At 73.4% G+C, this 25,472-nt stretch carries 28 protein-coding genes; 11 read left to right on the top strand and 17 right to left on the bottom strand.

Annotation, left to right across the window (positions count from 1 at the left end; translation table 11 throughout):
- Positions 1-15: 15 nt before the first annotated feature.
- Positions 16-666, bottom strand: a complete 651-nt coding sequence (locus LG634_RS17915) for an alpha-ketoglutarate-dependent dioxygenase AlkB (protein ID WP_226734852.1) — start codon at positions 664-666, stop codon at positions 16-18.
- 74 nt (positions 667-740) lie between these two features.
- On the opposite strand from LG634_RS17915, the gene LG634_RS17910 reads away from it, so the two are divergent.
- Complete coding sequence (locus LG634_RS17910) at positions 741-1,484, top strand: maleylpyruvate isomerase family mycothiol-dependent enzyme (protein ID WP_226734851.1); 744 nt, start codon at positions 741-743, stop codon at positions 1,482-1,484.
- Positions 1,485-1,536: 52 nt separating this feature from the next.
- Positions 1,537-1,788 (top strand): DUF6332 family protein, encoded by a 252-nt coding sequence (locus LG634_RS17905; protein WP_226734850.1) that lies wholly within the window; start codon positions 1,537-1,539, stop codon positions 1,786-1,788.
- A gap of 227 nt (positions 1,789-2,015) precedes the next feature.
- On the opposite strand, the gene LG634_RS17900 is transcribed toward LG634_RS17905, so the two are convergent.
- Entirely contained in the window at positions 2,016-2,714 is a 699-nt protein-coding gene (locus LG634_RS17900; RefSeq protein WP_226734849.1) for a TetR/AcrR family transcriptional regulator, read from the bottom strand.
- Positions 2,715-2,921: 207 nt separating this feature from the next.
- Between LG634_RS17900 and LG634_RS17895 the strand changes: the two genes are divergently transcribed.
- Positions 2,922-3,437: a nitroreductase family deazaflavin-dependent oxidoreductase gene (locus LG634_RS17895; protein ID WP_226734848.1), complete on the top strand. Its 516-nt coding sequence runs from the start codon at positions 2,922-2,924 to the stop codon at positions 3,435-3,437.
- On the opposite strand, the gene LG634_RS17890 is transcribed toward LG634_RS17895, so the two are convergent.
- Positions 3,421-4,614 carry a geranylgeranyl reductase family protein gene (locus tag LG634_RS17890; protein ID WP_226734909.1) on the bottom strand — a complete coding sequence of 398 codons (1,194 nt, stop codon included), beginning with the start codon at positions 4,612-4,614 and terminating at the stop codon, positions 3,421-3,423. The genes LG634_RS17895 and LG634_RS17890 overlap by 17 nt on opposite strands.
- A 433-nt stretch (positions 4,615-5,047) precedes the next feature.
- Between LG634_RS17890 and LG634_RS17885 the strand changes: the two genes are divergently transcribed.
- Together LG634_RS17885 and LG634_RS17880 are read left to right on the top strand one after the other, a co-directional pair.
- Positions 5,048-6,412, top strand: coding sequence for a dipeptidase (locus tag LG634_RS17885; protein WP_226734847.1), 1,365 nt, complete (start codon positions 5,048-5,050; stop codon positions 6,410-6,412).
- Positions 6,413-6,519: 107 nt separating this feature from the next.
- On the top strand, positions 6,520-7,236 hold the full coding sequence (locus LG634_RS17880; RefSeq protein ID WP_226734846.1) for an MBL fold metallo-hydrolase: 717 nt from the start codon (positions 6,520-6,522) through the stop codon (positions 7,234-7,236).
- A gap of 19 nt (positions 7,237-7,255) precedes the next feature.
- Here LG634_RS17880 and LG634_RS17875 read toward each other — a convergent pair whose 3' ends face one another.
- Positions 7,256-8,293, bottom strand: a complete 1,038-nt coding sequence (locus LG634_RS17875) for an NUDIX hydrolase (protein WP_226734845.1) — start codon at positions 8,291-8,293, stop codon at positions 7,256-7,258.
- A 209-nt stretch (positions 8,294-8,502) separates the two neighbouring features.
- Between LG634_RS17875 and LG634_RS17870 the strand changes: the two genes are divergently transcribed.
- On the top strand, positions 8,503-9,492 hold the full coding sequence (locus tag LG634_RS17870) for a LacI family DNA-binding transcriptional regulator (protein WP_226734908.1): 990 nt from the start codon (positions 8,503-8,505) through the stop codon (positions 9,490-9,492).
- An 88-nt stretch (positions 9,493-9,580) separates the two neighbouring features.
- On the opposite strand, the gene LG634_RS17865 is transcribed toward LG634_RS17870, so the two are convergent.
- The 6 genes from LG634_RS17865 to LG634_RS17845 form a co-directional block, all read right to left on the bottom strand.
- Positions 9,581-10,879 carry a DUF6986 family protein gene (locus LG634_RS17865; RefSeq protein ID WP_226734844.1) on the bottom strand — a complete coding sequence of 433 codons (1,299 nt, stop codon included), beginning with the start codon at positions 10,877-10,879 and terminating at the stop codon, positions 9,581-9,583.
- Positions 10,880-11,039: 160 nt separating this feature from the next.
- Positions 11,040-12,002 carry an electron transfer flavoprotein subunit alpha/FixB family protein gene (locus LG634_RS17860; protein WP_226734843.1) on the bottom strand — a complete coding sequence of 321 codons (963 nt, stop codon included), beginning with the start codon at positions 12,000-12,002 and terminating at the stop codon, positions 11,040-11,042.
- A gap of 57 nt (positions 12,003-12,059) precedes the next feature.
- The gene (locus tag LG634_RS17855; protein WP_226734842.1) at positions 12,060-12,845 is read right to left on the bottom strand and encodes an electron transfer flavoprotein subunit beta/FixA family protein; all 786 of its coding nucleotides are present in this window, start codon (positions 12,843-12,845) and stop codon (positions 12,060-12,062) included.
- 212 nt (positions 12,846-13,057) lie between these two features.
- Positions 13,058-13,582 (bottom strand): flavin reductase family protein, encoded by a 525-nt coding sequence (locus LG634_RS17850; protein WP_226734841.1) that lies wholly within the window; start codon positions 13,580-13,582, stop codon positions 13,058-13,060.
- Positions 13,583-13,619: 37 nt separating this feature from the next.
- A complete protein-coding gene (locus LG634_RS38470; protein ID WP_372482448.1) occupies positions 13,620-13,700 on the bottom strand; it encodes a putative leader peptide in 81 nt (26 codons plus the stop codon).
- Between the two features lie 135 nt (positions 13,701-13,835).
- A complete protein-coding gene (locus tag LG634_RS17845; protein WP_226734840.1) occupies positions 13,836-14,168 on the bottom strand; it encodes a TlpA family protein disulfide reductase in 333 nt (110 codons plus the stop codon).
- A gap of 246 nt (positions 14,169-14,414) precedes the next feature.
- Between LG634_RS17845 and LG634_RS17840 the strand changes: the two genes are divergently transcribed.
- The gene (locus LG634_RS17840; protein WP_226734839.1) at positions 14,415-15,137 is read left to right on the top strand and encodes a lysophospholipid acyltransferase family protein; all 723 of its coding nucleotides are present in this window, start codon (positions 14,415-14,417) and stop codon (positions 15,135-15,137) included.
- A 32-nt stretch (positions 15,138-15,169) separates the two neighbouring features.
- Here the strand turns inward: LG634_RS17840 and LG634_RS17835 are convergent, their stop codons facing one another.
- The 6 genes from LG634_RS17835 to LG634_RS17810 all read right to left on the bottom strand — a co-directional run bounded on the left by LG634_RS17835 (position 15,170) and on the right by LG634_RS17810 (position 21,344).
- Entirely contained in the window at positions 15,170-15,769 is a 600-nt protein-coding gene (locus tag LG634_RS17835) for a transglutaminase-like domain-containing protein (RefSeq protein WP_226734838.1), read from the bottom strand.
- Between the two features lie 109 nt (positions 15,770-15,878).
- Complete coding sequence (locus LG634_RS17830) at positions 15,879-16,940, bottom strand: threonine aldolase family protein (RefSeq protein WP_226734907.1); 1,062 nt, start codon at positions 16,938-16,940, stop codon at positions 15,879-15,881.
- Positions 16,937-17,698: an SDR family NAD(P)-dependent oxidoreductase gene (locus LG634_RS17825; protein ID WP_226734837.1), complete on the bottom strand. Its 762-nt coding sequence runs from the start codon at positions 17,696-17,698 to the stop codon at positions 16,937-16,939. The genes LG634_RS17830 and LG634_RS17825 overlap by 4 nt, the downstream gene beginning before the upstream one ends.
- A gap of 26 nt (positions 17,699-17,724) precedes the next feature.
- A complete protein-coding gene (locus tag LG634_RS17820; protein WP_226734836.1) occupies positions 17,725-19,119 on the bottom strand; it encodes a DUF6421 family protein in 1,395 nt (464 codons plus the stop codon).
- Positions 19,120-19,200: 81 nt separating this feature from the next.
- Positions 19,201-20,211: an alpha/beta hydrolase gene (locus tag LG634_RS17815; protein ID WP_226734835.1), complete on the bottom strand. Its 1,011-nt coding sequence runs from the start codon at positions 20,209-20,211 to the stop codon at positions 19,201-19,203.
- A gap of 11 nt (positions 20,212-20,222) precedes the next feature.
- Positions 20,223-21,344, bottom strand: a complete 1,122-nt coding sequence (locus LG634_RS17810) for an LLM class flavin-dependent oxidoreductase (RefSeq protein WP_226734834.1) — start codon at positions 21,342-21,344, stop codon at positions 20,223-20,225.
- 323 nt (positions 21,345-21,667) lie between these two features.
- Here LG634_RS17810 and LG634_RS17805 point away from each other — a divergent pair, with 323 nt between their 5' ends.
- Positions 21,668-22,351 (top strand): glycerophosphodiester phosphodiesterase, encoded by a 684-nt coding sequence (locus LG634_RS17805; RefSeq protein ID WP_226734833.1) that lies wholly within the window; start codon positions 21,668-21,670, stop codon positions 22,349-22,351.
- 38 nt (positions 22,352-22,389) lie between these two features.
- Here LG634_RS17805 and LG634_RS17800 read toward each other — a convergent pair whose 3' ends face one another.
- Positions 22,390-22,932, bottom strand: a complete 543-nt coding sequence (locus tag LG634_RS17800) for a GNAT family N-acetyltransferase (protein ID WP_226734832.1) — start codon at positions 22,930-22,932, stop codon at positions 22,390-22,392.
- Between the two features lie 109 nt (positions 22,933-23,041).
- Here LG634_RS17800 and LG634_RS17795 point away from each other — a divergent pair, with 109 nt between their 5' ends.
- The 3 genes from LG634_RS17795 to LG634_RS17785 all read left to right on the top strand — a co-directional run bounded on the left by LG634_RS17795 (position 23,042) and on the right by LG634_RS17785 (position 25,398).
- Positions 23,042-23,584 (top strand): DUF5134 domain-containing protein, encoded by a 543-nt coding sequence (locus tag LG634_RS17795; RefSeq protein ID WP_226734831.1) that lies wholly within the window; start codon positions 23,042-23,044, stop codon positions 23,582-23,584.
- A gap of 109 nt (positions 23,585-23,693) precedes the next feature.
- Positions 23,694-24,629 (top strand): M56 family metallopeptidase, encoded by a 936-nt coding sequence (locus tag LG634_RS17790; RefSeq protein ID WP_226734830.1) that lies wholly within the window; start codon positions 23,694-23,696, stop codon positions 24,627-24,629.
- A 109-nt stretch (positions 24,630-24,738) separates the two neighbouring features.
- On the top strand, positions 24,739-25,398 hold the full coding sequence (locus tag LG634_RS17785) for a phosphatase PAP2 family protein (RefSeq protein WP_226734829.1): 660 nt from the start codon (positions 24,739-24,741) through the stop codon (positions 25,396-25,398).
- The last annotated feature ends 74 nt before the right edge of the window (positions 25,399-25,472 follow it).

The following is a 25,472-nucleotide window of genomic DNA, read 5'->3' as shown; positions in this document are numbered from 1 at the left end:
CAGCCGGTCAGCCGGTCACGGCATGCCGCCGGCGCGGAGCGTGAGGTTCAGGCGGCCGGTGAGGCCGAGGGCGGGCGGGCCGGTGTCCGGGTGGATGCGGAGGACGCCGTGGTGGGCGAGGCGGGACGGGCCGCCGAAGACGAAGAGGTCGCCGCTGTGCAGTTCCACGTCGCGGTACGGTCTGCCGCGGCCGGCCGCGGTGCCGAAGCGGAACACGCACGAGTCGCCCAGGCTCAGCGAGACCACGGGTGCGTCGGACCGTTCGTCGGCGTCCCGGTGCATGCCCATGCGGGCGTGCGCGTCGTAGAAGTTGATGAGCGCGATGTCGTACGGGTCCGGGCCGGGCTCGATGCCGAGGGAGTCCCGCACGGCCTCCCGCGCGAGCTCCCCCAGCCATCCGGGGAACGGTTTGACCGGCGCGCCGTCCCCGTCGACGGCCCTGTCGGCGTACCCGTACGGGTACCAGTGGCGCCCGAGGCAGACCTGCCGGGCGCTCATGGTCCCGCCGCCGGGGGTGCGTACGGTGCGCAGTCCGGCGGGCGGGCGGGCCCAGGCCCGGCAGGCGTCGAGCAGCTGCCGCTGGCGGTCCGGCGGCAGCCAGTCGGGGACGTGCACGGCGCCGGGGGCGAGCACGGTGCGGGCGCGGGGGAAGAGGGCGTCGGTCATGGCCCCTCCATCGTGCCCGGTCGGAGGGGGCGATGCCGGGGCGGGCCGGGCGCGGGGCTGGCAGACTCGCGGCCATGGAGATCAGGGAGTTCCTCGAAGTGCTCGGGCGCGAGTGCGAACTGCTGGCCGACACGGCCGAGCGGGCCGGTACGGATGCCGCGGTGCCGGTGTGTCCGGGCTGGCGGGTGACCGATCTGCTGCGGCACACCGGGGCGGTGCACCGGTGGGCGGGTCGGTACGTGGCCGACGGGCTGCTGGAGCGGCAGCCGATGGGTGCGGGTCCGGAGCTGTCCGGACCGGAACTCGTGGCCTGGTACCGCGAGCAGAGCACCGGACTGCTGAAGATCCTGTCGGAGGCGCCCGCCGACCGGCAGTGCTGGACCTTCCTGCCGACCGCGCCGCCGTCGCCGCTGGCGTTCTGGGCGCGGCGGCAGGCGCACGAGGCGACGGTGCACCGGATGGACGCCGAGTCCGCGCTGGGCCGGGAGTTCACGGCGGTCGGCCCGCGGTTCGCGGAGGACGGCGTGGACGAGCTGCTGACCGGCTTCCACGCCCGCCCCCGCAGCCGGGTGCGGACCGACGGCGAGCCCATGCTCCTGCGGATCCGGGCCGCGGACACCGGCGCGGTGTGGTCGGTGCACCTGTCGGCGGAGCCGCCCCGGACCGTGCGGGACGACGCCGGCCCGGCGGACTGCGAGATCACGGGCACCGCCGGCTGGCTGTACGCGGCGCTCTGGAACCGGCTGCCGCTGGCCGGCCCCCAGATCACCGGCAACCCGGCAGCGGCCCGGCTGTGGCAGGCCAACTCCGTTATCTGACGGGCCCGGAGGGCGCTTGCCGGTGCGGCCCCGGGCCGTGACACTGCGGGACATGGCGAAACGTACACAGGCCGACCGGGACGCACTCACTGTGGAGATCGGCTACGCGGTGTTCAGCGGGCTGTTCGCAGCCGCGCTGGTCTTCGGCGCGGTGGCGGGACCGGCTCTGGTCTTCGACCTGGACGACGGCCCGGCGGGCCTGCTGACCGGGCTGGGCGCGGTCCTGGCCACGGCGGTCTTCCTGCTCCGGATCACCCACGTCCTGTGGCGGTTCGGCCACCGCACGGGGGAAGAGGGCGGCTGACCCCCCGGCTGCCGGCGGAGCCGCCGCGGCGTGCGGTCGGGCGCGGCGTACGGGCGGCGGGCCCGGCGTGCGGTCGCGGGGCCGGGCGGGCACGGCGTGCGGTCGCGATCGGTACGGGCGCGGACCGGTACGGGCGCGGTCGGGCACCGGTCGGCGGCCGGTCGAGGAATTCAGCCGGGGGCGGACACCGGGGGAAGCGGTGAGCCGGTGACTGCGGCGGCCGCGCGTCAGACGGCGATGATCCCCACCTGGTGGGCGAGTTGGGCGGCGGAGTGGACGAAGAACTCCTCGCGGGCCTCGACCACGCGGTTGAACTGACCGAAGACCTCGAACGAGATCAGGCCGACCAGCTGGGCCCAGCAGGCGACCAGCGTGGCGGTCACCTCGGGGGGCAGGCCCGCGGCGAACTCCCCGGTCATGCGGTCCGCCTCGCGCCGCAGCACGGCGGGCAGCGGCGGCAGGACGAGACGGCGGGCGGCGTGGGCCTCGCGGACGACCGCGACGAGGGTGTTCCCGACCCGGGAGGCCGGCACCACGGTGTCCTCCGGCGCGGTGTAACCGGGCACCGGCGAACCGTAGATCAGCGCGTACTCGTGCGGATGCGCGAGGGCCCAGGCGCGTACGGCGATGCAGACGGCGAGCCAGCGGTCACGGGGCGGGGCGCCGAGGACCCGGGCGTCGGCGTGGGCGGTCTCGGCGGCCGCACCGACGCTGTCGTACGCATCGATGATCAACGCGGTCAGCAGGTCGTCCCGGCTGGGGAAGTAGCGGTAGAGGGCGGACGAGACCATGCCCAGCTCGCGGGCGACGGCCCGCAGGGACAGCTTGGCCGCGCCGTCCTCGGCGAGCTGCCGGCGCGCCTCGTCCTTGATGGCGGCGGTGATTTCGATGCGGGCGCGCTCGCGGGCCCCTCGGACCGTGGTCATGGGCGCCAGTCTGCCATGAAGCGAGAGCACTGCACAAAAATGAGATCACCACACTAAAACGAGAGCACTGCTCTTGCTTTGGCGCACCGCTCCATGCAGACTGATCTCAAGCGAGAGCGGTGCTCACACTTTGGAGCACTGCTCACCGATCTGAGTGCCGCCCCCACACCGGAGCGCTGCTCACACAACAGATCACGGAGGCCCACCATGAGCGCCAGCACCCCGAAGCCCGGCCCGGCCCCGGCCGTCCCCGCTGCCCCGGCCCCGACCCCGGCAGCCGCCCCCTACTACGTCACTGCCGGTCCTCTCACGCTGCGTTTCAACGCGCTGCTCGGCAAGCTGGCCCGGTTCGGCGTCAGCCTCGCCGGGACGGCCGAACTCTCCGTCCGCGGCCGGGTGTCCGGGAAGATGCAGCGGATCCCCGTGAACCCGTACACCCACGACGGCACGCTCTACCTGGTCTCCGCCCGCGGCCACTCGCAGTGGGTCCGCAACATGCGCGCCGCCGGCGGCGGTGAGCTGCGGGTCGGCCGGAAGGTGCGTACCTTCACGGCCACCGAACTCACCGACGCCGACAAGCCGGACGTCCTGCGCGGCTACCTGAAGAAGTGGGGCTGGGAGGTCAACGTGTTCTTCCGCGGGGTCACCCACGACTCCCCCGCCGAGGACATCGCGGCCGCCGCCCCCGACCACCCCGTCTTCCGCCTCACGGTGTCGGAGTGACCGGCCCCTGCCTGCGGTCGACGGCGTCCAGCGCCCGCCGGGCCAGGGAATTCGTCCGCACCATCTCGCCCAGCGAGGACGATCCGCGCGTGATGCGGGCGAAGGCCCGCCAGGCCGGCAGGAAGCCGGTGATCGCCGCGTGCAGCAGCCCCGGCCTGCTCTCGAACACGGCGAGCATGCGCTGCCCCACCGCCATCTCCACGCCGAGTCCGGCCTTGATGGCGAAGGCGTAGTTCAGGGCCTGCCGGCGGGTGTCCACCGCGTCCTGCGCCTCGGCGATGCGCACCGCCCACTCCCCCGCCAGCCTCCCGGACCGCAGGGCGAAGGAGATGCCCTCCCGGGTCCACGGCTCCAGCAGTCCCGCCGCGTCCCCGGCGACCAGCACCCGGCCGCGCGACAGCGGCGAGTCCTCGCTGCGGCAGCGGGTCAGGTGGCCGGACGACAGGGCGGGTTCAAAACCGGCGAGGCCGAGCCGGCCGATGAAGTCCTCCAGGTACCGCTTGGTCGCGGCGCCGTCGCCGCGCGCCGAGATGACGCCGACGGTCAGGGTGTCGCCCTTCGGGAAGACCCAGCCGTAACTCCCCGGCAGCGGGCCCCAGTCGATGAGCACCCGGCCCTTCCAGTCCTCGGCCACCGTGGCCGGCACCGGGATCTCGGCCTCCAGCCCCAGGTCCACCTGACGGGTCTTCACCCCGACGTGTGCGCCGATCCGGCTCGCGCTGCCGTCCGCGCCGACCACCGCGCGGGCCAGCACGGTCTCGCCGTCGGCGAGCACCAGCGCCACGGTCCGCCGGTCCGGCACCGCCGCGCCGTGCTGCTCGACCCGGGTCACGGTCACCCCGGTGCGCACCTCGGCGCCCGCCTTCTCGGCGGCCGCCACCAGACCGGCGTCGAACTCGGCCCGGTTGACCAGCCCGAACAGCATGTGCCGGGCCCTGCGGGTGCGGGTCAGGCGGCCGTTCAGTGAGAAGGTGACGGCGTGGATGCGGTCCTGGAACGGCAGCACGAAGCCCGGCGGCAGGGCATCGCGCGAGGGGCCGATGATCCCGCCGCCGCACGTCTTGTAGCGGGGCAGTTCGGCCTTCTCCAGCAGCAGGACCCGCCGTCCGGCGACCGCGGCGGCATGGGCCGCGGAAGCCCCGGCCGGCCCGGCTCCCACCACGACCACGTCCCAGATCTCGCCGGTACCGGTACCGGTACCGGCGGCCGCCTCGGTGGCGTCCGAACCCGCCTCCTCGGCCGCGCCCTCCGCAGGATCGCCCGCCGCAGAACCCCTCTCCACAGCAGCCCCCTCCTCAGAAGTCCCCGCTCCGGAAGCCTCCGCGGAAGCCGCCTCGGCGACCTCCCCGGAACTCCCCTCCGCGAAGGCCCCCTCCACGGCGTCGGCGCTCTCCGCGCGGTCCGCGCGGCCGTTGTCCCCGTGCTCGCTCACGATGTGCTGCTGCTCCTGATCCCCTGTTGCTCCGGTGCCGAGCGCATCCTACGGCGGCGGCCCTGGCGGCCCCGCTGTGGGAAGATCGGCCCTGTCCCCGCCGTGCTCCGGTGCGCACACGATGCGTCCGGTGCCGGCGTACACATCCAACAACGTCGCACCCACGAGGAGCGTGCCCATGTCGTCCCACCCGATCGCCGAGACCGTCGCCGACCTGATGCCGAGGGCCAAGTCGGAGCTGGCCGAGCTGGTGGCCTTCCGGTCGGTCGCGGACTGGGCGCAGTTCCCGAAGAGCGAGAGCGAGGGCGCTGCGAACTGGGTGGCCGACGCACTGCGCGCCGAGGGCTTCCAGGACGTGGCCCTGCTCGACACCCCCGACGACACGCAGTCGGTGTACGGGTACCTGCCCGGCCCCGAGGGCGCGCCGACGGTGCTGCTGTACGCGCACTACGACGTGCAGCCGCCGCTCGACGAGGAGGCCTGGGTCTCCCCGCCGTTCGAGCTGACCGAGCGCGACGGTCGCTGGTACGGGCGCGGCGCCGCGGACTGCAAGGGCGGGTTCATCATGCACCTGCTCGCGCTGCGGGCCCTCAAGGCCAACGGCGGTGTGCCGGTCGGCGTGAAGGTGATCGTCGAGGGTTCGGAGGAGGTCGGCACCGGCGGCCTGCAGATGTACGCGGAGGCGCACCCGGAGCTGCTGACGGCCGACACGATCGTCATCGGTGACGCGGGCAACTTCCGGCTGGGCCTGCCGACGGTGACGGCGACCCTGCGCGGCATGACCCTGGTCCGGATCCAGGTGGACACCCTGGAGGGCAACCTGCACTCCGGCATGTTCGGCGGCGCCGCGCCGGACGCGCTGGCCGCGCTGATCCGCGTCCTGGACTCGCTGCGGGACGAGGACGGTTCGACCACGGTCGACGGCCTGCCGGCCGGGGAGCCCTGGCAGGGCATGCAGTACCCGGAGGACCAGTTCCGCACCGACGCCCGGGTGCTGGACGGCGTGGAGCTGATCGGCAGCGGCACCGTGTCCGACCGCCTGTGGTCGAAGCCGGCCGTGACCGTGCTCGGCATCGACTGCCCGCCGGTGGTCGGCGCCACCCCGTCCGTGCACGCGAGCGCCCGCGCGCTGGTGAGCCTGCGGGTGCCGCCGGGCATGGACACCGCCGACGCGAACAAGGCGCTCGTCGCCCACCTGGAGTCGCGCACCCCGTGGCAGGCGCGGGTGACGGCGGAGCAGGTCGGCCAGGGCCAGCCGTTCCTCGCCGACACCGACAGCCCCGCGTACGCGTCGATGGCCGCCGCGATGAAGGTGGCGTACCCGGACGAGGAGATGCAGACCGCCGGCATGGGCGGCTCGATCCCGCTGTGCAACACCCTCCAGGGCCTGTACCCGGAGGCGGAGATCCTGCTGATCGGGCTGAGCGAGCCCGAGGCGCAGATCCACGCGGTGAACGAGAGCGTGTCGCCGCAGGAGCTGGAGCGGCTGTCCGTCGCCGAGGCGCTGTTCCTCGTCAACTACGCCGAGTCCAAGCGGATCTGACACCTCCGCGGGTTCCCGGATCCGCTGCGGGCGTACTGCGCGGAGCGCGTAGGACGCCCGCAGCGTTTTCCGGCCGGGGCGGCCGGCGGGCGCCGTAGGTTCGCCGCATGGATCTCGTCGAAGTGACCCCGCGGCTGCACATGCTCCGCTTCCCGATCGGCCAGGCCTACCTGTGGCGGGACGGCGGCGGGCCCGGCGCCGAACTGACCCTGGTCGACGCCGGGAACGCCACGTCCGCCCCGGAGATCGAGGCGGCGATACGCAGCCTCGGCCCCGACCCGGCCGCCCTGCGCCGGATCGTGCTGACGCACTGCCACCGCGACCACGTCGGCGCGGCCGCCGAGCTGTCGGCGCGGTACGGCGCCGAGGTGGTGGCGCACCGGCTGGAGGCACCCGTCATCCGGGGCGAGCGGCCGGTGCCCGAGCCGGTCCTACTCGACTGGGAGCGCCCGCTGTACGCGCACGGCCTGACCGTCCCCGAGGCCCCGCCGACACCGGTGCACCGGGAGGTCGAGGACGGGGCGGACCTCGGGTTCGGCGACGGCGCGTACGCGGTGCACAGCCCCGGGCACACCGACGGCAGCATCGCGGTGCACCTGCCCCGCCGCGGCGTGCTGTTCACCGGCGACTGCGTGGCGGGCGTGCAGCAGGTGATGATGCTCGGCGTGTTCAACACCGACCGGGAGCGGGCCCTGGAGTCGTTCCGCCGGCTCGCGGCCCTGAAACCGGCGGTCGCCTGCTTCGGCCACGGCGACCCGGTGACCGAGGACACCGCGGCGGTCCTGGCTGCGGCCGCGGCCCACGACTCCGCCGCGGTGGCCTGAGCCGGGGGCCGGCCGGCGTTCAGCCGACCGGGACGCCCGCCTCCAGGTTGAGGACGGTGCCGCGTTCACGGGCCCGCAGCGCCCAGCGCAGGCGCTCGAAGCGGACGTGCGGCAGCATCCCGGCCGCCTCGACCTCGGTCGCGAACCGCCAGGCCCGCAGCTCGGGTCCGGGCAGCCGGAGCCGGGCGGCCTGGCCGGCCGGGAGCCGGCCGCCGTCGAAGAGCATCCGCAGGCCGCCGTACGAAGGGCCGCAGGGCGGTTCCCAGTCGACGACCAGCAGTCGCGGGACCTCGTCGAGGATGACGCCGACCTCTTCGGCGACCTCGCGCATCCCGGCCCGGGCCGGCGGCTCGCCGGATTCGACGACCCCGCCGGGGAACTCCCAGCCCGGCTTGTACGTCGGGTCCACCAGCAGCACCCGGTCCTGGTCGTCGAAGAGGAGCACCCCGGCCGCGAGCGTCTCCCGGGTGGGCTCGGGCGTCTGCACGATGTCGCAGGCCCCGGCCTCACCGGTGCGCACCGCGGCGGCGATCCGTTCGGCGGTCTCGCGCGGGGTCAGCCGGCCGTTGTCCACGGGGAACGCGTCGGCGGCGAGCCAGCCGTCGCGGGCGGCCAGCCAGGCCGGGACGTGGTCGCGGGCCCACTGGCGGACGCGCTGCCCGGCGTCCGCGGCGCCCGGCTCCACACGGGCGTCGATCCGCGCCCGCAGGATCGTTTCATCCGGGGTGAGCACGACATGGCGGACGGGGATCCGGCGGGCCGCGAGGCCGCCGAAGATCTCGTCCCGGTACTCCTGCCGCAGCAGGGTCATCGGCACCACCAGCACGCCGCCCAGCTCCGCGAGCATCCCCGCGGCGCCCTCGACGACCAGTCGCCGCCAGATCGGCAGGTCCTGGTAGTCCGTCACCTCGTCCAGGCGCTTCTGCGGCAGCAGGTACTGCAGGGCACCGCCGATCACCTCGGGGTCGTACAGGGTGCTGTGCGGTATCAGGCCGGTCAGCTCACGCGCCGTGCTCGTTTTGCCGGCGCTGAAGGTGCCGTTGATCCAGACGATCACGTATCCCCCTCTTCGGAAGCCCCCAGTGGCCTGCCCGCACCACACTGTCACGGAAACGCAGTTCCCGGCCAAGTCCGGCTCTGACAACGTTGTCGAACCCTCTACCCTGGAAGCGGCGCGCCTGCCGGCCCGCCCGCGACCGTCCGGAGGACCCGCCCGTGCCTTCTGCACCCCGCCCGTCCGAGCTCCGCTACGGCATCCGTCCGACGATGAAGGACGTCGCCGCGCACGCCGGAGTCGGTCTCAAAACGGTCTCCCGGGTGGTCAACCGCGAACCGGGCGTCACCCCCGAGACCGAGCACCGGGTCCAGGCCTCCATCGAGGCCCTCGGGTTCCGCCGCAACGACAGCGCACGGGTGCTGCGCAAGGGCCGCACGGCGAGCATCGGCCTGGTCCTGGAAGACCTCGCCGACCCCTTCTACGGGCCGCTGAACCGGGCGGTCGAGGAGGTCGCCCGGACCCACGGCGCGCTGCTGATCAACGGGTCGAGCGCCGAGGACCCGGAGCGCGAGCGGGAACTCGCGCTGGCCCTGTGCGCCCGCCGGGTGGACGGCCTCGTCGTCATCCCGGCCGGGGACGACCACCGCTACCTGGAGCCGGAGATCCGGGCCGGCATGGCCACGGTGTTCGTGGACCGCCCGGCCGGCCGCATCGACGCGGACGTGGTGCTCTCGGACAGCTTCGGCGGGGCCCGCGCGGGGGTCGCGCACCTGATCGCCCACGGGCACCGCCGGATCGGCTTCATCGGCGACCACCCGCACATCCACACCGCGGCGGAGCGGCTGCGCGGCTACCGGGCCGCGATGGCGGAAGCCGCCCTGCCGGTGGCGGAGGCCTGGACCGCCCCGGGCTCCACGGCCCCCGGCCGGGTCGCCGCGGCGGCCGAGGCGATGCTCGACGACGCAGCGGAGCCCGTGACGGCGCTGTTCGCGGGGAACAACCGGGTGACGGTGACCCTGGTGCGGGTACTGGCGGCCCGGACCCGCCCGGTGGCGCTGGTCGGGTTCGACGACTTCGAACTCGCCGACCTGCTGCGCCCGGCGGTCACCGTCGTCGCCCAGGACGCGGCCGCACTGGGCCGGGTCGCCGCCGAGCGGCTCTTCGACCGGCTGGCCGGCGCCCGCCCGGCCGCCGAGCGCATCGTGCTCCCCACGACGCTGGTCCCCCGCGGCTCGGGGGAGATCCCGCCCGCCGGCTGAGCAGGTCCCCGCACCCCACGCGCCCGGGCCCGGCGCCGCACCCTCGTCGGATGCGGGCCGGGCCCGGGGTCGTTCGTACGGGGTCCGCTCAGGCGGTCGCGGTGAGCGTGGCCGAGCGGCGCGGGATCGCGAACGCGTCGAGCTCGGCGCGGCTCAGGCCGGTCAGCGCGGTGACCTCGTCGGCGCCGACGGCGCCGCAGTCGAGACCGCGGACCAGGTAGCCGGCCAGGGCCTTGGCGGTGGCGGGCTCGTCCATCACATCGCCCTCGATCTTGGCGACGTACGCCTTCAGGCGCGCGGCGGCTGACTCCAGGCCCTCGCGGTAGAAGGTGAACACGGCCGCGTAGCGGGTGGGCAGGTGGCCCGGGTGCATGTCCCAGCCCTGGTAGTAGGCGCGGGCCAAGGCACGGCGGGTCAGGCCGTAGTGCAGCTTCCAGGCCTCGTGGACGTGCTCGGTGGTGCCGATGGGCAGCACGTTGGTCGAGCCGTCGGAGACGCGTACGCCGGTGCCGGCGGCGGCAACCTGCATGATCGCCTTGGCGTGGTCGGCGGCCGGGTGGTCGCTGGACTGGTAGGCGGCGGAGACGCCGACGCAGGCGCTGTAGTCGAACGTGCCGTAGTGCAGGCCGGTGGCGCGGCCCTTGGCGGCGTCGATCATGCGGGCGACGGTGGCGGTGCCGTCGGCGGCCAGGATGGACTGGCTGGTCTCGATCTGGATCTCGAAGCCGATTCGGCCCGGGCGCAGACCGCGGCTGCTCTCGAACGCCTCCAGCAGCCTGACGAAGGCGGACACCTGCTCGGCGTACGTGACCTTCGGCAGCGTGAGGACGAGGCCCTCGGGGAGGCCGCCGTGGGCGAGGAGGCCGGAGAGGAAGATGTCGGTGGTCCGGATCCCGCGGTCGCGGACGTTGGACTCCATGCACTTCATGCGGATGCCCATGTAGGGGGCGTTGGTGCCGTTGGAGAAGGCCTCGGAGACCAGGCGGGCGGCGCGGGCGGCGGCCTGGTCCTCCTCTTCGTCGGAGCGGACCCCGAAGCCGTCCTCGAAGTCGATGCGCAGGTCCTCGACGGCCTCGGCGGCGAGCTTGGCGCGGACGCGCTCGTAGACGGTGCCGGCGAGCTCGTCGGAGATGCCGAGGACCTTGCCGAAGGCGGCGGCGTCGGGGGCGTGCTCGTCGAGTGCGGCGAGGGCCTGGTCGCCCCAGGAGCGGATGGTGTCCGGGGCGAAGACGTCGCCGGGTACGTAGACGGTGTGGATCGGCTGGCGGGTGCCGGGGTCACCCGGGTAGCGACGGGCGAGCTCCGCGTCCACCGGCTTGAGGGAGGCGCTGATCTCCTCGCTGACCGCGCCCGCGAGGCTCGTCGCCACCTTCTCCTGCTGACCCATCCTGCACTCTCCTATTTTCCGCTTCACGGAAGCATCGATCCGCATAGCAGAATTTAGTCAGGGCATTCCGCTCCGTCAATGGTTGCAGGAAACGACGCGGGGCCGCGTGGTGAGTGTCACCACGCGGCCCCGGGCCACAGCATCAGCGCAGGTCAGGCAATTAGCCCTTGCGCGCCTTGATCTCGTCGGTCAGCTGCGGGACGACCTGGAACAGGTCGCCGACCACGCCGTAGTCGACCAGATCGAAGATCGGGGCCTCGGCGTCCTTGTTGATGGCCACGATGGTCTTCGAGGTCTGCATGCCGGCGCGGTGCTGGATCGCACCGGAGATGCCGGAGGCGATGTACAGCTGCGGCGAGACCGACTTGCCGGTCTGGCCGACCTGGTTGGTGTGCGGGTACCAGCCGGCGTCGACGGCGGCGCGGGAGGCGCCGACGGCCGCGCCGAGGGAGTCGGCGAGCGCCTCGATGATCGAGAAGTTCTCGGCACCGTTGACGCCGCGGCCGCCGGAGACCACGATCGCGGCCTCGGTCAGCTCCGGGCGGCCGGTGGACTCGCGCGGGGTGCGGGCGACGACCTTGGTGCCGGTGGCCAGCGCACCGAAGGTGACGGACAGCGCCTCGACGGCGCCGGCGGCCGGAGCGGCCTCGACCGGAGCCGAGTTCGGCTTGACGGTGATGACCGGAGTGCCCTTGGACACGCGGGACTTGGTGGTGAAGGAGGCGGCGAACGCGGACTGCGTCGCGACCGGGCCCTCGTCACCGGCCTCCAGGTCCACCGCGTCGGTGATGATGCCGGAGCCGATGCGGACCGCGAGGCGGGCCGCGATCTCCTTGCCCTCGGCAGAGGACGGGACGAGTACGGCGGCGGGGGAAACCGCCTCGTAGGCCGCCTGGAGGGCGTCGACCTTCGGGACGACGAGGTAGTCGGCGAACTCGGGGGCGTCGGCCGTGAGGACCTTGACCGCACCGTGCTCGGCGAGGGTGGCGGCGGTGTCGGCGGCACCGGCACCGAGGGCGACGGCGACGGGCTCGCCGATGCGGCGGGCCAGCGTCAGCAGCTCGAGGGTGGGCTTGCGGACGGCACCGTCCACGTGGTCGACGTAGACGAGAACTTCAGCCATGGGACTGCTCTCCTGCGATTGCGAAGTATGAGGGGGCGGTGGTGGTGGCGGAAGCTCTTAGATGAACTTCTGGCCGGCCAGGAACTCGGCCAGCTGCTTGCCGCCCTCGCCCTCGTCCTTGACGATCGTGCCGGCGGTGCGGGCCGGACGCTGCGCAGCGGAGTCGACCGCGGTCCAGGAGCCCTCGAGGCCGACCTCTTCGGCCTCGACGTCCAGGTCCGACAGGTCCCAGGACTCGACCGGCTTCTTCTTGGCGGCCATGATGCCCTTGAAGGACGGGTAGCGGGCCTCGCCGGACTGGTCGGTCACGGAGACGAGGGCCGGCAGGGAGGCCTCCAGCTGCTCGCTCGCGGTGTCGCCGTCGCGGCGGCCGGTGACGGTGCCGTCCTCGACCTTGACCTCGGAGAGCAGGGTGACCTGCGGGACGCCCAGGCGCTCGGCCAGGATCGCCGGCAGCACGCCCATGGTGCCGTCGGTCGACGCCATGCCGGTGATGACCAGGTCGTAGCCGGCCTTCTCGATCGCCTTGGCGAGCACCAGCGAGGTGCCCATGACGTCGGTGCCGTGCAGGTCGTCGTCCTCGACGTGGACGGCCTTGTCGGCACCCATGGACAGCGCCTTGCGCAGCGCGTCGCGGGCGTCCTCGGGGCCGACCGTCAGAACGGTGACCTCGGCCTCGTCCGCCTCTTCGGCGATCTGCAGCGCCTGCTCGACGGCGTACTCGTCGAGCTCCGACAGCAGGCCGTCGACGTCGTCCCGGTCGACGGTCAGGTCATCGGCGAAGTGCCGGTCGCCGGTGGCGTCGGGCACGTACTTCACACAGACAACGATCCTCAAGCTCACGCCGGCTCTCCTACTGCATCGTCTTTTCTGGCTGCTGCCTTGTGGAGGCAGCATAGGCGCCTTACTGGGCGGATCCCGGTCGGGGCGGCCCGCGCTCCGAACGAAATGTTACTCGTCAGTACACCCTGGCTGTCACCAGGACGCAAGTTCGGCGAACTGTGACCTTCCCAACGCCCGGGCGGGCCCGGAAAGTGCCCTCCAGCAGGCACTACTCAGTCGCGCAGGGCGTTGAAGCGCCCCTGGTGGTACAGCAGGGGCCGGCCCGGCCCGGCGACGGGCCCCGACGGGTCGCCGGCGACCACCTCGGCCAGTACCAGCCGGTGCGTGCCGGCGGGCACCCGGGCGACCACCCGGCACACCAGCCAGGCCAGTACGCCGTCGAGCAGCGGCACGCCCTCGGGGCCGGTGCGCCAGTCGGTGTCCGGCCCGAACCGGTCGGCGCCGCTGCGGGCGAACAGGCCCGCCAGCCGCTCCTGGTGCTCGCCGAGTATGTGGACGCCGATGTGCTCGGCCTCGGCCATGACGGGCCAGCTGGAGGACGTGCCGGCGGTCGAGAAGGACAGCATCGGCGGGTCGGCCGAGACCGAGCTGAGCGAGGTGGCGGTGAAGCCCACCGGCTGGTCGCCGCGGGCGGCGGTGATCACCGCGACGCCGGCGGCGTGCTGCCGGAAGACGGAGCGCAGCAGCTCCGGCGAGCCATGCAGGGGTGCGGCAGGAAGTACGGTCTGGGCCGTCATGGGGTGGTCCTTCGGGTCGGGTGCGTGTGAGGGCCGTTCAGGAACCGTGACAGCACGCGCTCGCGTATCGGACGAGATCGACGTGGATCCGTCCGTAAAGAAGGAGTTCAGACCGCATGGCGTCAGCCTGTCGATGACCGGTGTGTGCAGTCAAGCGACTACGGCGAGATGCGAGCGGGGTCACGGCGGCGGCGGAAGCGCGGGCCGGGGCTCGAACGCGCACCCGCGGCGGGGCCGGCGGCGGGCGGCCGGGTCAGAGGGCGGCGGCGAGAGCGGTGAGCACGTCGTCCTTGCGCGGCTGCCCGGCGGCGCGGCGGACGATCCGGCCGGCGGCGTCGAGGACGAGGACGGTGGGGGTTCTGGCGATGCCGAGGTCGCGGACCAGGCCGAGCCGGGCTTCGGCGTCGACCTCGATGTGGGCGACGCCCGGGACGAGCCGGGCGATGTCGGCGAGGATCCGGCGGGTGGCCCGGCAGGGCTGGCAGAAGGCGGTGGAGAACTGCACCAGGGTGGCCCGCTCCCCCGGCTCGGCGCCCAGTTCCGCGGCCCCGAGCCGCCTGTCCTCGTCCTGCCCGTGCTCGCGCACCCGTGCGTTCTCCCGTCTGCTTCCGTCCCGGTCCGGTCAGGCCCGTACCCACGTGCGAGCGCGGCGTGTGCCCGGGGAATTCCCGGGCGTGACGAGAATCTCTTCCGGCACGGCCCTCTCAACTGGCCAGCCGGGCCGCCATGGGGCACGATCCCCTTGCCACGTACCTACGATGGCGTAACTTCCCGCCGGGAGAACCTCCCCAGGCAGACCGCCTCCCCAGGCAGAAAGAAGGGGTCTCCCCGCATGGCTGAGCTCGTCTACCCCCCGGTCGTCGGTGCCGCGCACACCCTCTTCCGCGCGCTGGACATCCGCATCGACATGAAGGGCACCGAGAACATCCCGCGGCAGGGCGGGGCCGTGCTGGTCTCCAACCACATCGGCTACCTCGACTTCATCTTCACCGGTCTGACCGCGCGTCCGTCGAAACGGCTGGTGCGCTTCATGGCGAAGGACTCGGTGTTCCGGCACAAGGTGTCGGGGCCCCTGATGCGCGCGATGAAGCACATCCCGGTGGACCGCAAGCAGGGCGAGGCGGCCTATCAGGAGGCGCTGCGGGCGCTGCGGGCGGGCGAGATCATCGGGGTGTTCCCGGAGGCGACGATCTCGCAGTCGTTCACGCTGAAGAGCTTCAAGTCGGGTGCGGCGCGGATGGCCCAGGAGGCCGGTGTGCCCCTGATCCCGATGGCGCTGTGGGGCACCCAGCGGCTGTGGACCAAGGGCCGCCCGAAGGACCTGCGGCGCAGCCACATCCCGGTGACGATGCGGGTCGGCGAGCCCATCGAGGCGCCCACGGACCAGTACGCGGGGGCGATCACGCGCCGGCTGCGCGAGCGGGTGCAGGAGCTGCTGGACGCGGCGCAGAAGGCGTACCCGGCCAAGCCGAAGGGCGCGGAGGACTCCTGGTGGCTGCCGGCCCACCTGGGCGGCACGGCACCGACGGCGGCTCAGGTCCGCGACGCGGGCTGAGGACTTCCGGTACGGGCCGCCCGCGCGGCCGCTCAGAGTCCGGTCGGCAGGGCGTGCCAGAGGGCGGCCCGGTCCGGGGACTCCCGCAGGACCGCGAGGGCGGCCGGGTGCGGCCGCGCGTACAGGGTCGGATAGTCGGCCTCGCCGAGTTCCGGGCGTACCGGGAAGGCGAGTTGCTCGCGGTCCAGGCTGAACTCGGCCGCCACGCCGGGCTTGTTGCCCCGCGGGTCCAGGCGGGCCCAGGAGGTGTGGCCCGGCAGGAGGACGGCGACCAGCCCGTGGACGACCGGGTCGGCGCCCCCGTCGTCGGTGAGGCGCTGGTAGCAGAGTGCCGTGGGGATGCCCTGGGCGCGCAGCAGGGCGGCGAGGGCGTGGGACTTGGCGTAGCAGATGCCGGTGCCCTGGGCCAGGACGTCGGAGGCGCGCCAGGTGACCCGCAGGTCCCCGGAGTCGGCCGAGTGCGGGATGGTGTCGCGGACGTACTCGTAGGCCGCTTTGGCGTACGCGTGTGCGTCGGCGGTGCCGGCGCGCAGGGCGGCGGCGGTCTGCCGCACCAGGGGGTGGCCGTGGTTCACGGCCTCGTCGGCTGCCAGGTAGGCGGAAATGTCGGCATGCTCCTGGGTCAGTTCCATACCCGGAGCATACCTATGCATTGCTTTGCATGTCTATAAAATTAGGCACACCCCGCCGGCCCGGACCCGTGGTGCGGTCCGGGCCGGCGGTGGCGGTCGCGAGGGGAACCTAGCGGTTCATCTCTTCCTTCAGGGCCTGCAGGAAGGCGTCCACGTCCTCCGGCCGGGTGTCGTAGCTGCACATCCAGCGGACGTCGCCGGCCGCCTCGTCCCAGAAGTAGAAGCGGAAACGCTTCTGCAGGCGCCGGGTGACCTCGTGCGGGAGCCGCGCGAAGACCGCGTTGGCCTGGACCGGGTAGAGGATCTCCACGCCGTCGACCTCGCGGACGCCCGCCGCGAGCCGGGCGGCCATGTCGTTGGCGTGCCGCGCGTTGCGCAGCCACAGGTCCTTCGCGAGCAGGGCCTCCAGCTGCACCGACAGGAAGCGCATCTTCGACGCCAGCTGCATCGACATCTTGCGGATGTGCTTGACCTGGCGCACCGCGTCCGGGTTGAGGACGACGATGGCCTCGCCGAACAGCATGCCGTTCTTGGTGCCGCCGTAGGACAGGACGTCGATGCCGACGGCGTTGGTGAACGTCCGCATCGGGACGTCCAGCGAGGCCGCCGCGTTGGCGATCCGCGCCCCGTCGAGGTGGACCTTCATGCCGAGCCCGTGGGCGTGCTCGCAGATGGCCCGGATCTCGTCCGGGGTGTAGACGGTGCCCAGCTCGGTGTTCTGGGTGATCGAGACGACCTGCGGCATCGCGCGGTGCTCGTCCTCGAAGCCCCAGGCCTCCTGGTCGATCAGTTCGGGCGTGAGCTTGCCGTCCGGGGTGGGGACGGCGAGCAGCTTGATGCCCGCCATCCGCTCCGGTGCGCCGCCCTCGTCCACGTTGATGTGCGCGGTCTTGGCGCAGATCACCGCGCCCCAGCGGTCGGTCATGGCCTGCAGCGCGGTGACGTTCGCACCCGTGCCGTTGAAGACCGGGAAGGCCTCCGCGTACGGGCCGAAGTGGCTGCGTATGACCCTCTGGAGGTTCTCGGTGTACTCGTCCTCGCCGTAGGAGACCTGGTGGCCTTCGTTGGCGAGGCCGATCGCCGCGAGGATCTCCGGGTGGACGCCCGCGTAGTTGTCGCTGGCGAAACCGCGCACCGCCGGATCATGGTGCCGGCGGGCGTCGGTCCTCAGGGTTGCGGGGTGAGCCACAGACGCTGTCCGTTCACTTCCGAGGCGGACCGTTCCCAGACGGCGGCGATGGCCTCGGCCAGCTCCTTGACGTCGGTAAAGCCCGCGAACTTCGCATTCGGGCGCTCGGCGCGCATCGCGTCGTGCACCAGTGCCTTGATGACCAGGATCGCAGCTGCGGCGTGCGGGCCGTCCTCGCCCCCGGCCTTGCGGAAGGAATCGGCCAGGGCCAAGGTCCACGCCTCGGCCGCGGCCTTGCCGGCGTTGTACGCCGCGTTGTTCGCGACCGGCTTGTGCGCGCCGGCCTGGCTGACCAGGACGTAGCGGCCGTTGGCGCTGCGCAGCAGGCCGTCGTGGAAGGCCAGCGAGGTGTGCTGGACCGTACGGATGAGCAGCTTCTCCAGGAAGTCCCAGTCCGCGAGGTCGGTCTCCGTGAAGGAGGCGCTGCCGCGCCAGCCGCCCACGAGGTGGACCAGCCCGTCGATGCGGCCGAATTCCTTCTCGGTCCGGTCCGCCCACACCTTGGTGGCGTCGAGGTCGAGCAGGTCGACCGTGTCGCCGATGACGGTGGCGCCGCCGTGCGCGTAGCGCGCGGCGTCGACCGACTCGGCGAGACGGGCGGCGTCGGCATCGGCGGCGACCACGGTGGCGCCGGCCTCGGCGAGCCGCAGCACGGCCGCCTTGCCTGCGGGGCCGCCGGCCCCGGCCACTGCGATGACCGCTCCGGCGAGCGCGCCGTTGCCGTTCCCGGAACCGTTCATTGCTGCTGCCTCCTGTGCACGCTCGGTCACGCGGCGACCTGCGCGTCCTCGGCGGTGATGCCCTTGGTCGAGGCGATCACGCCCTTCAGCTTCTTGGCGAGGGCCTCGAAGAACATGCTGAGCGGAAACTCGTCGTCCAGCACGTCGTCCACCAGCTTGCGCGGCGGCTGGGTCAGGTCGAGGGCGTCGGGGCCCTTGGCCCACTTGGAGCCCGGGTGCGGCGCGAGGTAGGTGGAGACCAGCTCGTACGCCTTGAACCAGTGGACCAGCTTCGGGCGGTCGATGCCGGCCCGGTACAGGTCTTCGATCTCGCCGCAGAGCTGGTTGGTGACCTGCGGGGCGCGAACCCAGTCGATCTTCAGCTTGTTGTCGGTCCAGCGCACCACGTCGTGCTTGTGCAGGTACGCGAAGAGCAGCTGGCCGCCGAGGCCGTCGTAGTTGCGGTTGCGGTCGCCGGAGACCGGGAAGCGGAACATCCGGTCGAACAGCACCGCGTACTGCACGTCACGGCCGTGCTCGTTGCCCTCGGCCTCGAGCTTCACGGCCTCCTTGAAGGCGGTGAGGTCGCAGCGCAGCTCCTCCAGGCCGTACATCCAGAACGGCTGGCGCTGCTTGATCATGAACGGGTCGAACGGCAGGTCGCCGTGGCTGTGCGTGCGGTCGTGGACCATGTCCCAGAGCACGAACGCCTTCTCGCAGCGCCCCTGGTCCTCGACCATCCGGGCGATGTCCTCGGGCAGCTCGATGCCCAGGACGTCGACGGCGGCCGCGGTGACCTTGCGGTAGCGGGCGGCCTCGCGGTCGCAGAAGATGCCGCCCCAGGTGAAGCGCTCGGGGGCCTCGCGGACGGCGATGGTCTCCGGGAAGAGCACGGCGGAGTGGGTGTCGTAGCCCGGGGTGAAGTCCTCGAAGGTGATGCCGAGGAACAGCGGGTTGTCGTACCGCGTGCGCTCCAGGTCGGCGAGCCACTCGGGCCACACCATCTTGAGGGCGACGGCCTCGAGGTTGCGGTCCGGGTTCCCGTTCTGCGTGTACATCGGGAAGATCACGAGGTGCTGCAGGCCGTCGGCGCGGTGGGCGGCCGGCTGGAAGGCGAGGAGCGAGTCCAGGAAGTCCGGGACCTCGAAGCCGCCCGCGGCCCACTTGCGCAGGTCGCCGACCAGGGCCTCGTGGTACGCCGTGGCGTGCGGCAGCAGCGGGGAGAGCTCCTCGACGGCGGCGACGACGCGCTCCACCGCGGCTTCGGCGGCGCTGCGGGCGGGGGCGCCCTCGGCCTCGAAGTCGATCGAACCGTCCTTGGACTGCCAGGGGCGGATCTCTTCCACGGCGGCCTTGAGCACGGGCCACGCCGGGTGGTCCACCACCCGGGCTCCGGCGGCTATGGCGCTGCCGCCCGCACCCTGCACAAGAGTTTCCGTCATGTCACTTCCTCCACAGGAGAACCTCACGTAAAGACAGCGTATGCATGCGAGGCTCTCCCGCTCAAGAGGCGTTACGGGAAATTATCCTGCACAGCCCCCTGATCCACCGGAATTCTTCCGGTCTCGGACGGTGGCGGCGACGACTTCGCCGACGGCGGCCAGTGCCCGTCGCGCGGACGGGAGTTGGTCGGCCAGGGCCAGGAATCCGTGGAACATCCCGGGGTGCAGGTCGACCGTCACGGAGGTCCCGCGGGCCCGGAGCAGACGGGCGAAAGCGTGTCCGTCGTCACACAGCGGATCGCAGCCGGCGAGCACCAGATGGGCGGGGGCGAGCGCCCCCAGGGCCTCCGGTCCGGCCGCCGACGGGGTGGCGAGCGGGTCGCGGGGGTCGCCTCCGGGCCCGAGGTACTGCTCCCAGAACCAGCGGACGTGGGCGCTGGTCAGGTAGTGGCCGCCGCGCCCGTAGCGGTGGTGGGAGGCACCGGCGGTGTCCGGGGAGAGCATCGGGTAGAGGAGGACCTGGAGGGCGACGGGCGGCCCGCCGTGCCGGGCGGCGAGCAGCTGGGCGGCGACGGCCAGGTTGGCGCCGGCGCTGTCGCCCGCGACGGCGAGGGCCGCCGGGTCGCCGCCGAGCCCGGCGATGTGGTCGCCGGCCCAGCGCAGCACCGCGTGGGCGTCGAGCGCCGCGGCGGGGAAGCGGTGCTCGGGCGCACGCCGGTAGCCGGCCGAGACGACGACGGCCCCGGCGGCCCGGCACAGCCGCCGGGCGGTGCGGTCGTGGCTGTCGATGCCGCAGAGGACGAAGCCGCCGCCGTGGCAGAAGACGACGGTCGGGCGGGGACCGGGGTGGCGGGCCGGGTCGGGCCGGTAGATGCGGACGGGGACCGGCGGCGCACCGGGCGGGCCGGGGACGGTCCGGTCGGCCACCGCGCCCACCGGGGGCGGCGCTCCGGTGGGCGCGGGCCCGGCGGCGAGCAGCCGGCGGGCTTCGGCGGCGTCGGTGACGCGCCCGCCGAGGTCGGGGAAGACGGCGGCGAGGGCGTCGAGGTACGGGCGGGCGGCGGGGTCGAGGTCGTCGCGGGACCGGGTCACGGCGGCGCCCCTCAGAGTCCGCGGAAGTGCGGGATGACCTTCTCGCCCCACTGCCGGAGGGTCTCCATGCAGGCCTCCTGCGGGACGGTGCCCATCTGGACCAGGCACATGATCTCGTCGGCTCCGGCCGCGGCGAGCCGCCGTACGTACGCGATGGCGTCGTCGGCCGTGCCGTACGCGTGGTCGGCGTGGAAGGTGGCGGTGGCGGTGGGGCGGACCGGGATGTCCTGCTCGTGCAGCCGGGCCACCACCTGCTCGGCGGCCCGGTGCAGTTCGGCGGCCTCGTCGGCGCCGGGCACCACGGCCTCGTCGGGGATGCCGGCGCCCCCGTACCAGTGGCCGATGGACTGGGCGAAGAACCGCTGCCCGCGGATTCCGGTGCGGCGGGCCTGCTCCCGGTCGTCGAGGACGATGGTGGGGCAGAGCACCGAGAAGTGGTCGTTGACGGCGGTGGAGACGAACCGGCTGCCGTCCCGGGCCGCGACGGCGGCGTCGTAGGCGGTGCGCATCGCGGCGATCGACTCGGGTCCGGCGAAGCCCATGACCAGCGCGCCGACGCCCAGCTCGGCGGCCTGCACCAGGGTCTCGGTCCGGGAGCAGGCCAGGAAGAGCGGCGGGTGCGGGCGCTGGACGGGGCGCGGCAGGATCGGGTGCGGTCCGATGTCGAGCAGCTCGCCGTGGTGCTCCAGCTCGTCCTGCTGCCAGGACTTCCCGATGATCCGCAGCGCCTCCTCCACCTCCTGGGTGGTGCGGTCCGGGTCGACACCGCACAGCGAGGTCTCCTGGCGGGTGCCGCCGCGTCCGGCGCCGAGGTCGAGCCGGCCGCCCGAGAGGAGGTCGAGCATGGCCGCGCGCTCGGCCACGCGGACCGGGTGGTTGAAGTTGAACGGCATGCAGACCACGCCGTGGCCGATGCGGATGGTCCGGGTCCGGGCGGCCACCCAGGTGAGGAACACCTCAGGAGCCGTCATGTGGCTGTACCAGAGCAAGCCGTGGTGCTCGACCGCCCAGATCCGGTCGAAGCCCATCTCCTCGGCGAACACCGCCTGTTCGACGCAGTCGCGGATGAGCTGGTGCTCGCGTTCCACCGTGGGATCGGCCAGTTGCGCTTCGAAGATCACGGAGAATTTCACGCCGCCTCCAGGGTCGTGTACGCGTCCGTCGGTACTTCGATTCGGAATATGACTAGTAGTCATATCGAGAAGAAGCAAGAGACGTGCACCGGTCCGGGAGCAGCCGGTGCGGCCCGCGTCAAGACGGTGGGGACTCGCCCACGCCCGGGTGACCCGATCCGGCCGGGCGGGGGCGCACAGGGCAGGCGGGAAGCGGCCACCACGCCCCGGACGGGCCCTGCACGGGCGCTTCCATTCCGGGACGGGAGCACTAGGCTCCGCCTTGCCGCGCAGCCGGTCAGGGCCGGGGCGCGGGAGCCGCCGTCGACGGAAGCGAGAGAACCTTGACTTTCCTCACCATCGGTCACCGCGGGGTCATGGGCGTGGAGCCCGAGAACACACTGCGGTCCTTCGTCCGCGCGGAACGTTCCGGCATGGACGTCGTCGAGTTCGACCTCCAGCTCAGCAAGGACGGCGCCCTCGTCGTGATGCACGACGCGGAGGTCGACCGCACCACGGACGGTTCGGGCGCCGTCGCCGACCTGACCCTCGCCGAGCTGCGGGAGCTGGACGCCGGGCGCGGCGAACAGGTACCCGTGTTCGAGGAGGTGCTCGATGCGGTGCGGGCCCCGCTCCAGGCCGACGTCAAGGACGTGGGCGCGGCCCGGGCGCTGGCCGAGGTGATGCTGCGCCGGGACCTGGTCGGCCGGGTGGCGGTGTCCTCGTTCCACGACGCCGCGCTCGTGGAGATCGCCCGCCTGGTGCCGGGCGTGCGGACCACGCTGACGGCGAGCCGCTACGGCGAGGACGTGGTGGACCGGGCGCTGGGGGCGGGCGCGGAGACGCTCGCCCTCAACATCCGGCGGCTGACCCTGGAGACCGTGGAGTCGGCGCACACCGCCGGTCTGCGGGTGATCGGCTGGGTGGTCAACACCCACGAGCACCTGAGGCTGGTCCGCGCCTTGGAGCTGGACGGTGCGACGACGGACCTGCCGGAGATCCGGCTGACGGGCCGCTTCACGGCCTGACCGGTTCGCGCGGCGGCCGGACCGCGTCCAGGAGCGGCCTAGGGGAGGTCCTTGGCCAGCAGGACGAACTCCAGGTCGTCGCGCAGCGGCACTCCGAAACGCTGGTCTCCGTACGGGAACGGGCTGCTCTCCCCCGTCAGGCGGTAGCCGCGCCGCTCGTACCAGGCGATCAGCTCGGCGCGCACGTTGACCACGGTCATGCGCATCTGCGCCGCGCCCCACAGTTCGCGCACCCGGCGCTCGGCCTCGGCGATGATCACCTTGCCGAGGCCTTCGCCCTGCAGCACGGGGCGGACCGCGAACATTCCGAAGTAGGCGTGGTCGCCGCGGTGCTGGAGCTGGCAGCAGGCGACGATCTCGTCCTTGCGCTCCACCACCATCAGCGTGCTGTCCACGGTCTCGATGACCTCGCGCACGCCCTGTTCGTCGGTGCGCCGGCCGTCCAGGAAGTCGGCCTCGGTGGTCCAGCCGGCCCGGCTCGCGTCCCCGCGGTAGGCGGACTCCACGAGGGCCACCAGCTCCGGCACGTCGGCCAGGGCTGCGGCGCGGAAGGTCAGTCCGTCCTGCGTACGGGTCTCCATGAACGCGGTCTCCGTTCCGATCGGTGGCGCACGGGTGCACCCAGAGCCTAACCCGGGTGCCGGCCGGGCAGGTTTCCCCCGTCGGACACCTCGAAGGGGGAGGCCTGCCGTGCACGGTCCCGCGGTCCCGGCCTGGCTGCTCGTGGTCCTGTGCGCGGTGAGCGGCTCGTCGTGCCTGCTGCGGCTGCGGGACGGCCCGGCGGCGGACCGGGCGGCGGCGGCCGGGGAGGCGCTGATGGCGTTCGGTATGGCGGCGATGGCCGTCCCGGCCGCGGCGGGCGGGGCCGGGCGGGCCTGGCTGCTGGGCGCCGTGTTCGGCGCCGCGACGCTGCACGCGCTGTGGCACACCGGCCGCTCGGCGTGGGCCGCGCTGCCGGGGTCCGGTCATCTCGCCCACCACCTGGTGGGCTCGCTGGCGATGCTGTACATGGCGCTGGTGATGGCGGGCGGGCACGGCAGCGCGGGGGTGCCGCTGCTGACCGGGCTGCTGCTCCTCTATTACGCGGGTTACGTGCTGCTGGCCGGGGTGCGGCTGGTGCCGGCCGCGGCCGGGCACGGCGGGCCGGTGGCGGTGGGCCGGACCGCCGGGCTGGTGCGGGCCTGCCGGCTGGCGATGGGGATGGGGATGTTCGCCATGCTGCTGACGGTGTGAGGCGCGGACGGGGGCGGTGTGCCTCAAGGGGTCGTGGTGAAACGTGTCCTCGGTCACTTGGCGGCCGTGGGCGTACCTCCGTGCCGTGTGCGCTCATAGGCTGACGCCCATGATGGTCCCCGCCGCACTGCTGCTGCTCGGCGTCCTGACCGCTCTCGGGGCGCCCCGCCTGCTCGCCCGCACCGAATGGCCAGACCGGGAACCCGTCGTGGCCCTGTGGGTGTGGCAATGCGTCGTCGGCGCCGTGTTGTTGTGCTTCGCCCTGTCCATGCTGCTCAGCGCGTCGGCGGCCTGGCAGGCCGTGCGCGGCCGGCTGTTCGCGCCCGCTCCGCACGGCGTGGTGGAGGCGTACGGGCTCGGCGCGGGCGGCCCGTGGGCCGCGGGTACCGCGGTGGTGCTGGCCGCGGGCGCGCTGTGGACCGGGAAGATGCTCGCGGGCGAGGTGCTGCGGGCGCGCTCCCGCCGTCGGCAGCGCCGGGCGGATCTGCTGGTCAAGGCGCCGCTGCTGCCGGGGGAGGATCCGGCGGGCTCCCGGCTGGTGGTGCTGGAGGCGCCGCGCGCGGGTGCGTGGTGGCTGTCGGGTCCGGCGCCGCGGCTGGTGGTGACCACGGCAGCGCTGCGCCGGCTGAAGGGGGACCAGCTCAACGCCGTGCTGGCGCACGAGCAGGGGCATGCGGTGGCCCGGCACGACTGGCTGCTGCACTGTTCGGGGGCGCTGGCGGACGGGTTCCCGCAGGTGCCGGTGTTCGAGGCGTTCCGCAGCGAGGTGCACCGGCTGGTGGAGATGGCCGCCGACGACGCGGCGTCGCGGCGGTACGGGCGGCTGACGATCGCGCTGGCCCTGGTGGAGCTCAACGAGGACCGCGGGGTGTTCGGCCCGTGCGGGCATCCGCACCACCACGTGCCGCAGCGGGTGCGGCGACTGCTGTCGGCGCCCGCACGGCTGCCCGCGGTGCGCCGGCTGCGGCTGACGGCGGCCGCGGCGCTGGTGCCGGCGGTGCCGCTGCTGGTGGCGTTCGTGCCGGGGCTGAGCGCGCTGTCCTGAGCGCGCGGTCCTGAGCGCGCTGTCCTGAACCCCGTTTCCGGGGCGCGGCCGGGCGCGCGTTCCCGCGCCGTGCGCACGCGGCGTGGCGGCCTGTGCCAGGATCCCGGGCATGCGTTCTCCCGCCGCCCCGCACTGGTGGACCGTCATCGCGTGCGCCGTGCCCGCGGCCGTGCTGACCGTGCTCGTCGCGCTCGCCTGGCCGCCGCTGCTGCGCGCCGACCGGCGGCTCTCGGAGGCCCTGCACCGGGACGCGGTGGCGCATCCGGCGACGGTGCGGGTCAACCGGGTGCTGAGCGACTGGGTCTGGGACCCGTGGACGATGCGGGCGTTGGCGCTGGTGCTGTGCGGATGGCTGCTGGTGCGCGGTGCCCGGCGGGCCGCGCTGGCGGTGGCGGTGGCCACGGCGGTGTCGACGGCCGTGAGCCAGGGGCTGAAGGCGCTGCTGGGCCGGGAGCGCCCGCAGTGGCCGGACCCGGTGGACTCGGCGGACTACGCGGCCTATCCGTCGGGCCATGCGATGACCGCCGCGGTGGTGTGCGCGCTGGTGCTGTGGGGCGTGCCGCAGGGCGGGGTGCGGCCGCCGGGCCGGATCGCCGTGGCGGTGGTCGTGGTCTCGGTGCTGGGGGTGGGCTGGACCCGGGTCTACCTGGGGGTGCACTGGCCGTCGGACGTGCTGGGCGGCTGGCTGCTGGGGGTCGCGCTCGCGGCCGCCGCCGCTGCGTGGGCCGCTGCCGGCAGGGCCCCGGCCGGCGCGGCTCCGGTGCGGTGAGCGGCAGGCCGGTGCCGGTGCTGGGCGATCCCCCGCGTCGCCCAGCACGGCGACCGGCTGCCGTCCGGAGCGGT

This window comes from Streptomyces bambusae (assembly GCF_020532645.1).
Classification (GTDB): Bacteria; Actinomycetota; Actinomycetes; order Streptomycetales; family Streptomycetaceae; genus Streptomyces; species Streptomyces bambusae.
Note: the sequence above shows the minus strand (reverse complement) of the source record. Positions and strands in the feature narration are given on the sequence as shown.

Bases quoted from the DNA above. Each gene is read 5' to 3' on its own strand.
- LG634_RS17820 (WP_226734836.1), bottom strand. From the start codon at position 19,119: ATGACGGAAACTCTTGTGCAGGGTGCGGGCGGCAGCGCCATAGCCGCC.
- LG634_RS17835 (WP_226734838.1), bottom strand. From the start codon at position 15,769: ATGGAACTGACCCAGGAGCATGCCGACATTTCCGCCTACCTGGCAGCC.
- LG634_RS17885 (WP_226734847.1), top strand. From the start codon at position 5,048: ATGTCGTCCCACCCGATCGCCGAGACCGTCGCCGACCTGATGCCGAGG.
- LG634_RS17785 (WP_226734829.1), top strand. From the start codon at position 24,739: ATGCGTTCTCCCGCCGCCCCGCACTGGTGGACCGTCATCGCGTGCGCC.
- LG634_RS38470 (WP_372482448.1), bottom strand. From the start codon at position 13,700: ATGCGGTCTGAACTCCTTCTTTACGGACGGATCCACGTCGATCTCGTC.
- LG634_RS17865 (WP_226734844.1), bottom strand. From the start codon at position 10,879: ATGGGTCAGCAGGAGAAGGTGGCGACGAGCCTCGCGGGCGCGGTCAGC.
- LG634_RS17895 (WP_226734848.1), top strand. From the start codon at position 2,922: ATGAGCGCCAGCACCCCGAAGCCCGGCCCGGCCCCGGCCGTCCCCGCT.
- LG634_RS17840 (WP_226734839.1), top strand. From the start codon at position 14,415: ATGGCTGAGCTCGTCTACCCCCCGGTCGTCGGTGCCGCGCACACCCTC.
- LG634_RS17790 (WP_226734830.1), top strand. From the start codon at position 23,694: ATGATGGTCCCCGCCGCACTGCTGCTGCTCGGCGTCCTGACCGCTCTC.
- LG634_RS17850 (WP_226734841.1), bottom strand. From the start codon at position 13,582: ATGACGGCCCAGACCGTACTTCCTGCCGCACCCCTGCATGGCTCGCCG.
- LG634_RS17880 (WP_226734846.1), top strand. From the start codon at position 6,520: ATGGATCTCGTCGAAGTGACCCCGCGGCTGCACATGCTCCGCTTCCCG.
- LG634_RS17910 (WP_226734851.1), top strand. From the start codon at position 741: ATGGAGATCAGGGAGTTCCTCGAAGTGCTCGGGCGCGAGTGCGAACTG.
- LG634_RS17900 (WP_226734849.1), bottom strand. From the start codon at position 2,714: ATGACCACGGTCCGAGGGGCCCGCGAGCGCGCCCGCATCGAAATCACC.
- LG634_RS17800 (WP_226734832.1), bottom strand. From the start codon at position 22,932: ATGGAGACCCGTACGCAGGACGGACTGACCTTCCGCGCCGCAGCCCTG.
- LG634_RS17870 (WP_226734908.1), top strand. From the start codon at position 8,503: ATGAAGGACGTCGCCGCGCACGCCGGAGTCGGTCTCAAAACGGTCTCC.
- LG634_RS17915 (WP_226734852.1), bottom strand. From the start codon at position 666: ATGACCGACGCCCTCTTCCCCCGCGCCCGCACCGTGCTCGCCCCCGGC.
- LG634_RS17860 (WP_226734843.1), bottom strand. From the start codon at position 12,002: ATGGCTGAAGTTCTCGTCTACGTCGACCACGTGGACGGTGCCGTCCGC.
- LG634_RS17825 (WP_226734837.1), bottom strand. From the start codon at position 17,698: ATGAACGGTTCCGGGAACGGCAACGGCGCGCTCGCCGGAGCGGTCATC.
- LG634_RS17905 (WP_226734850.1), top strand. From the start codon at position 1,537: ATGGCGAAACGTACACAGGCCGACCGGGACGCACTCACTGTGGAGATC.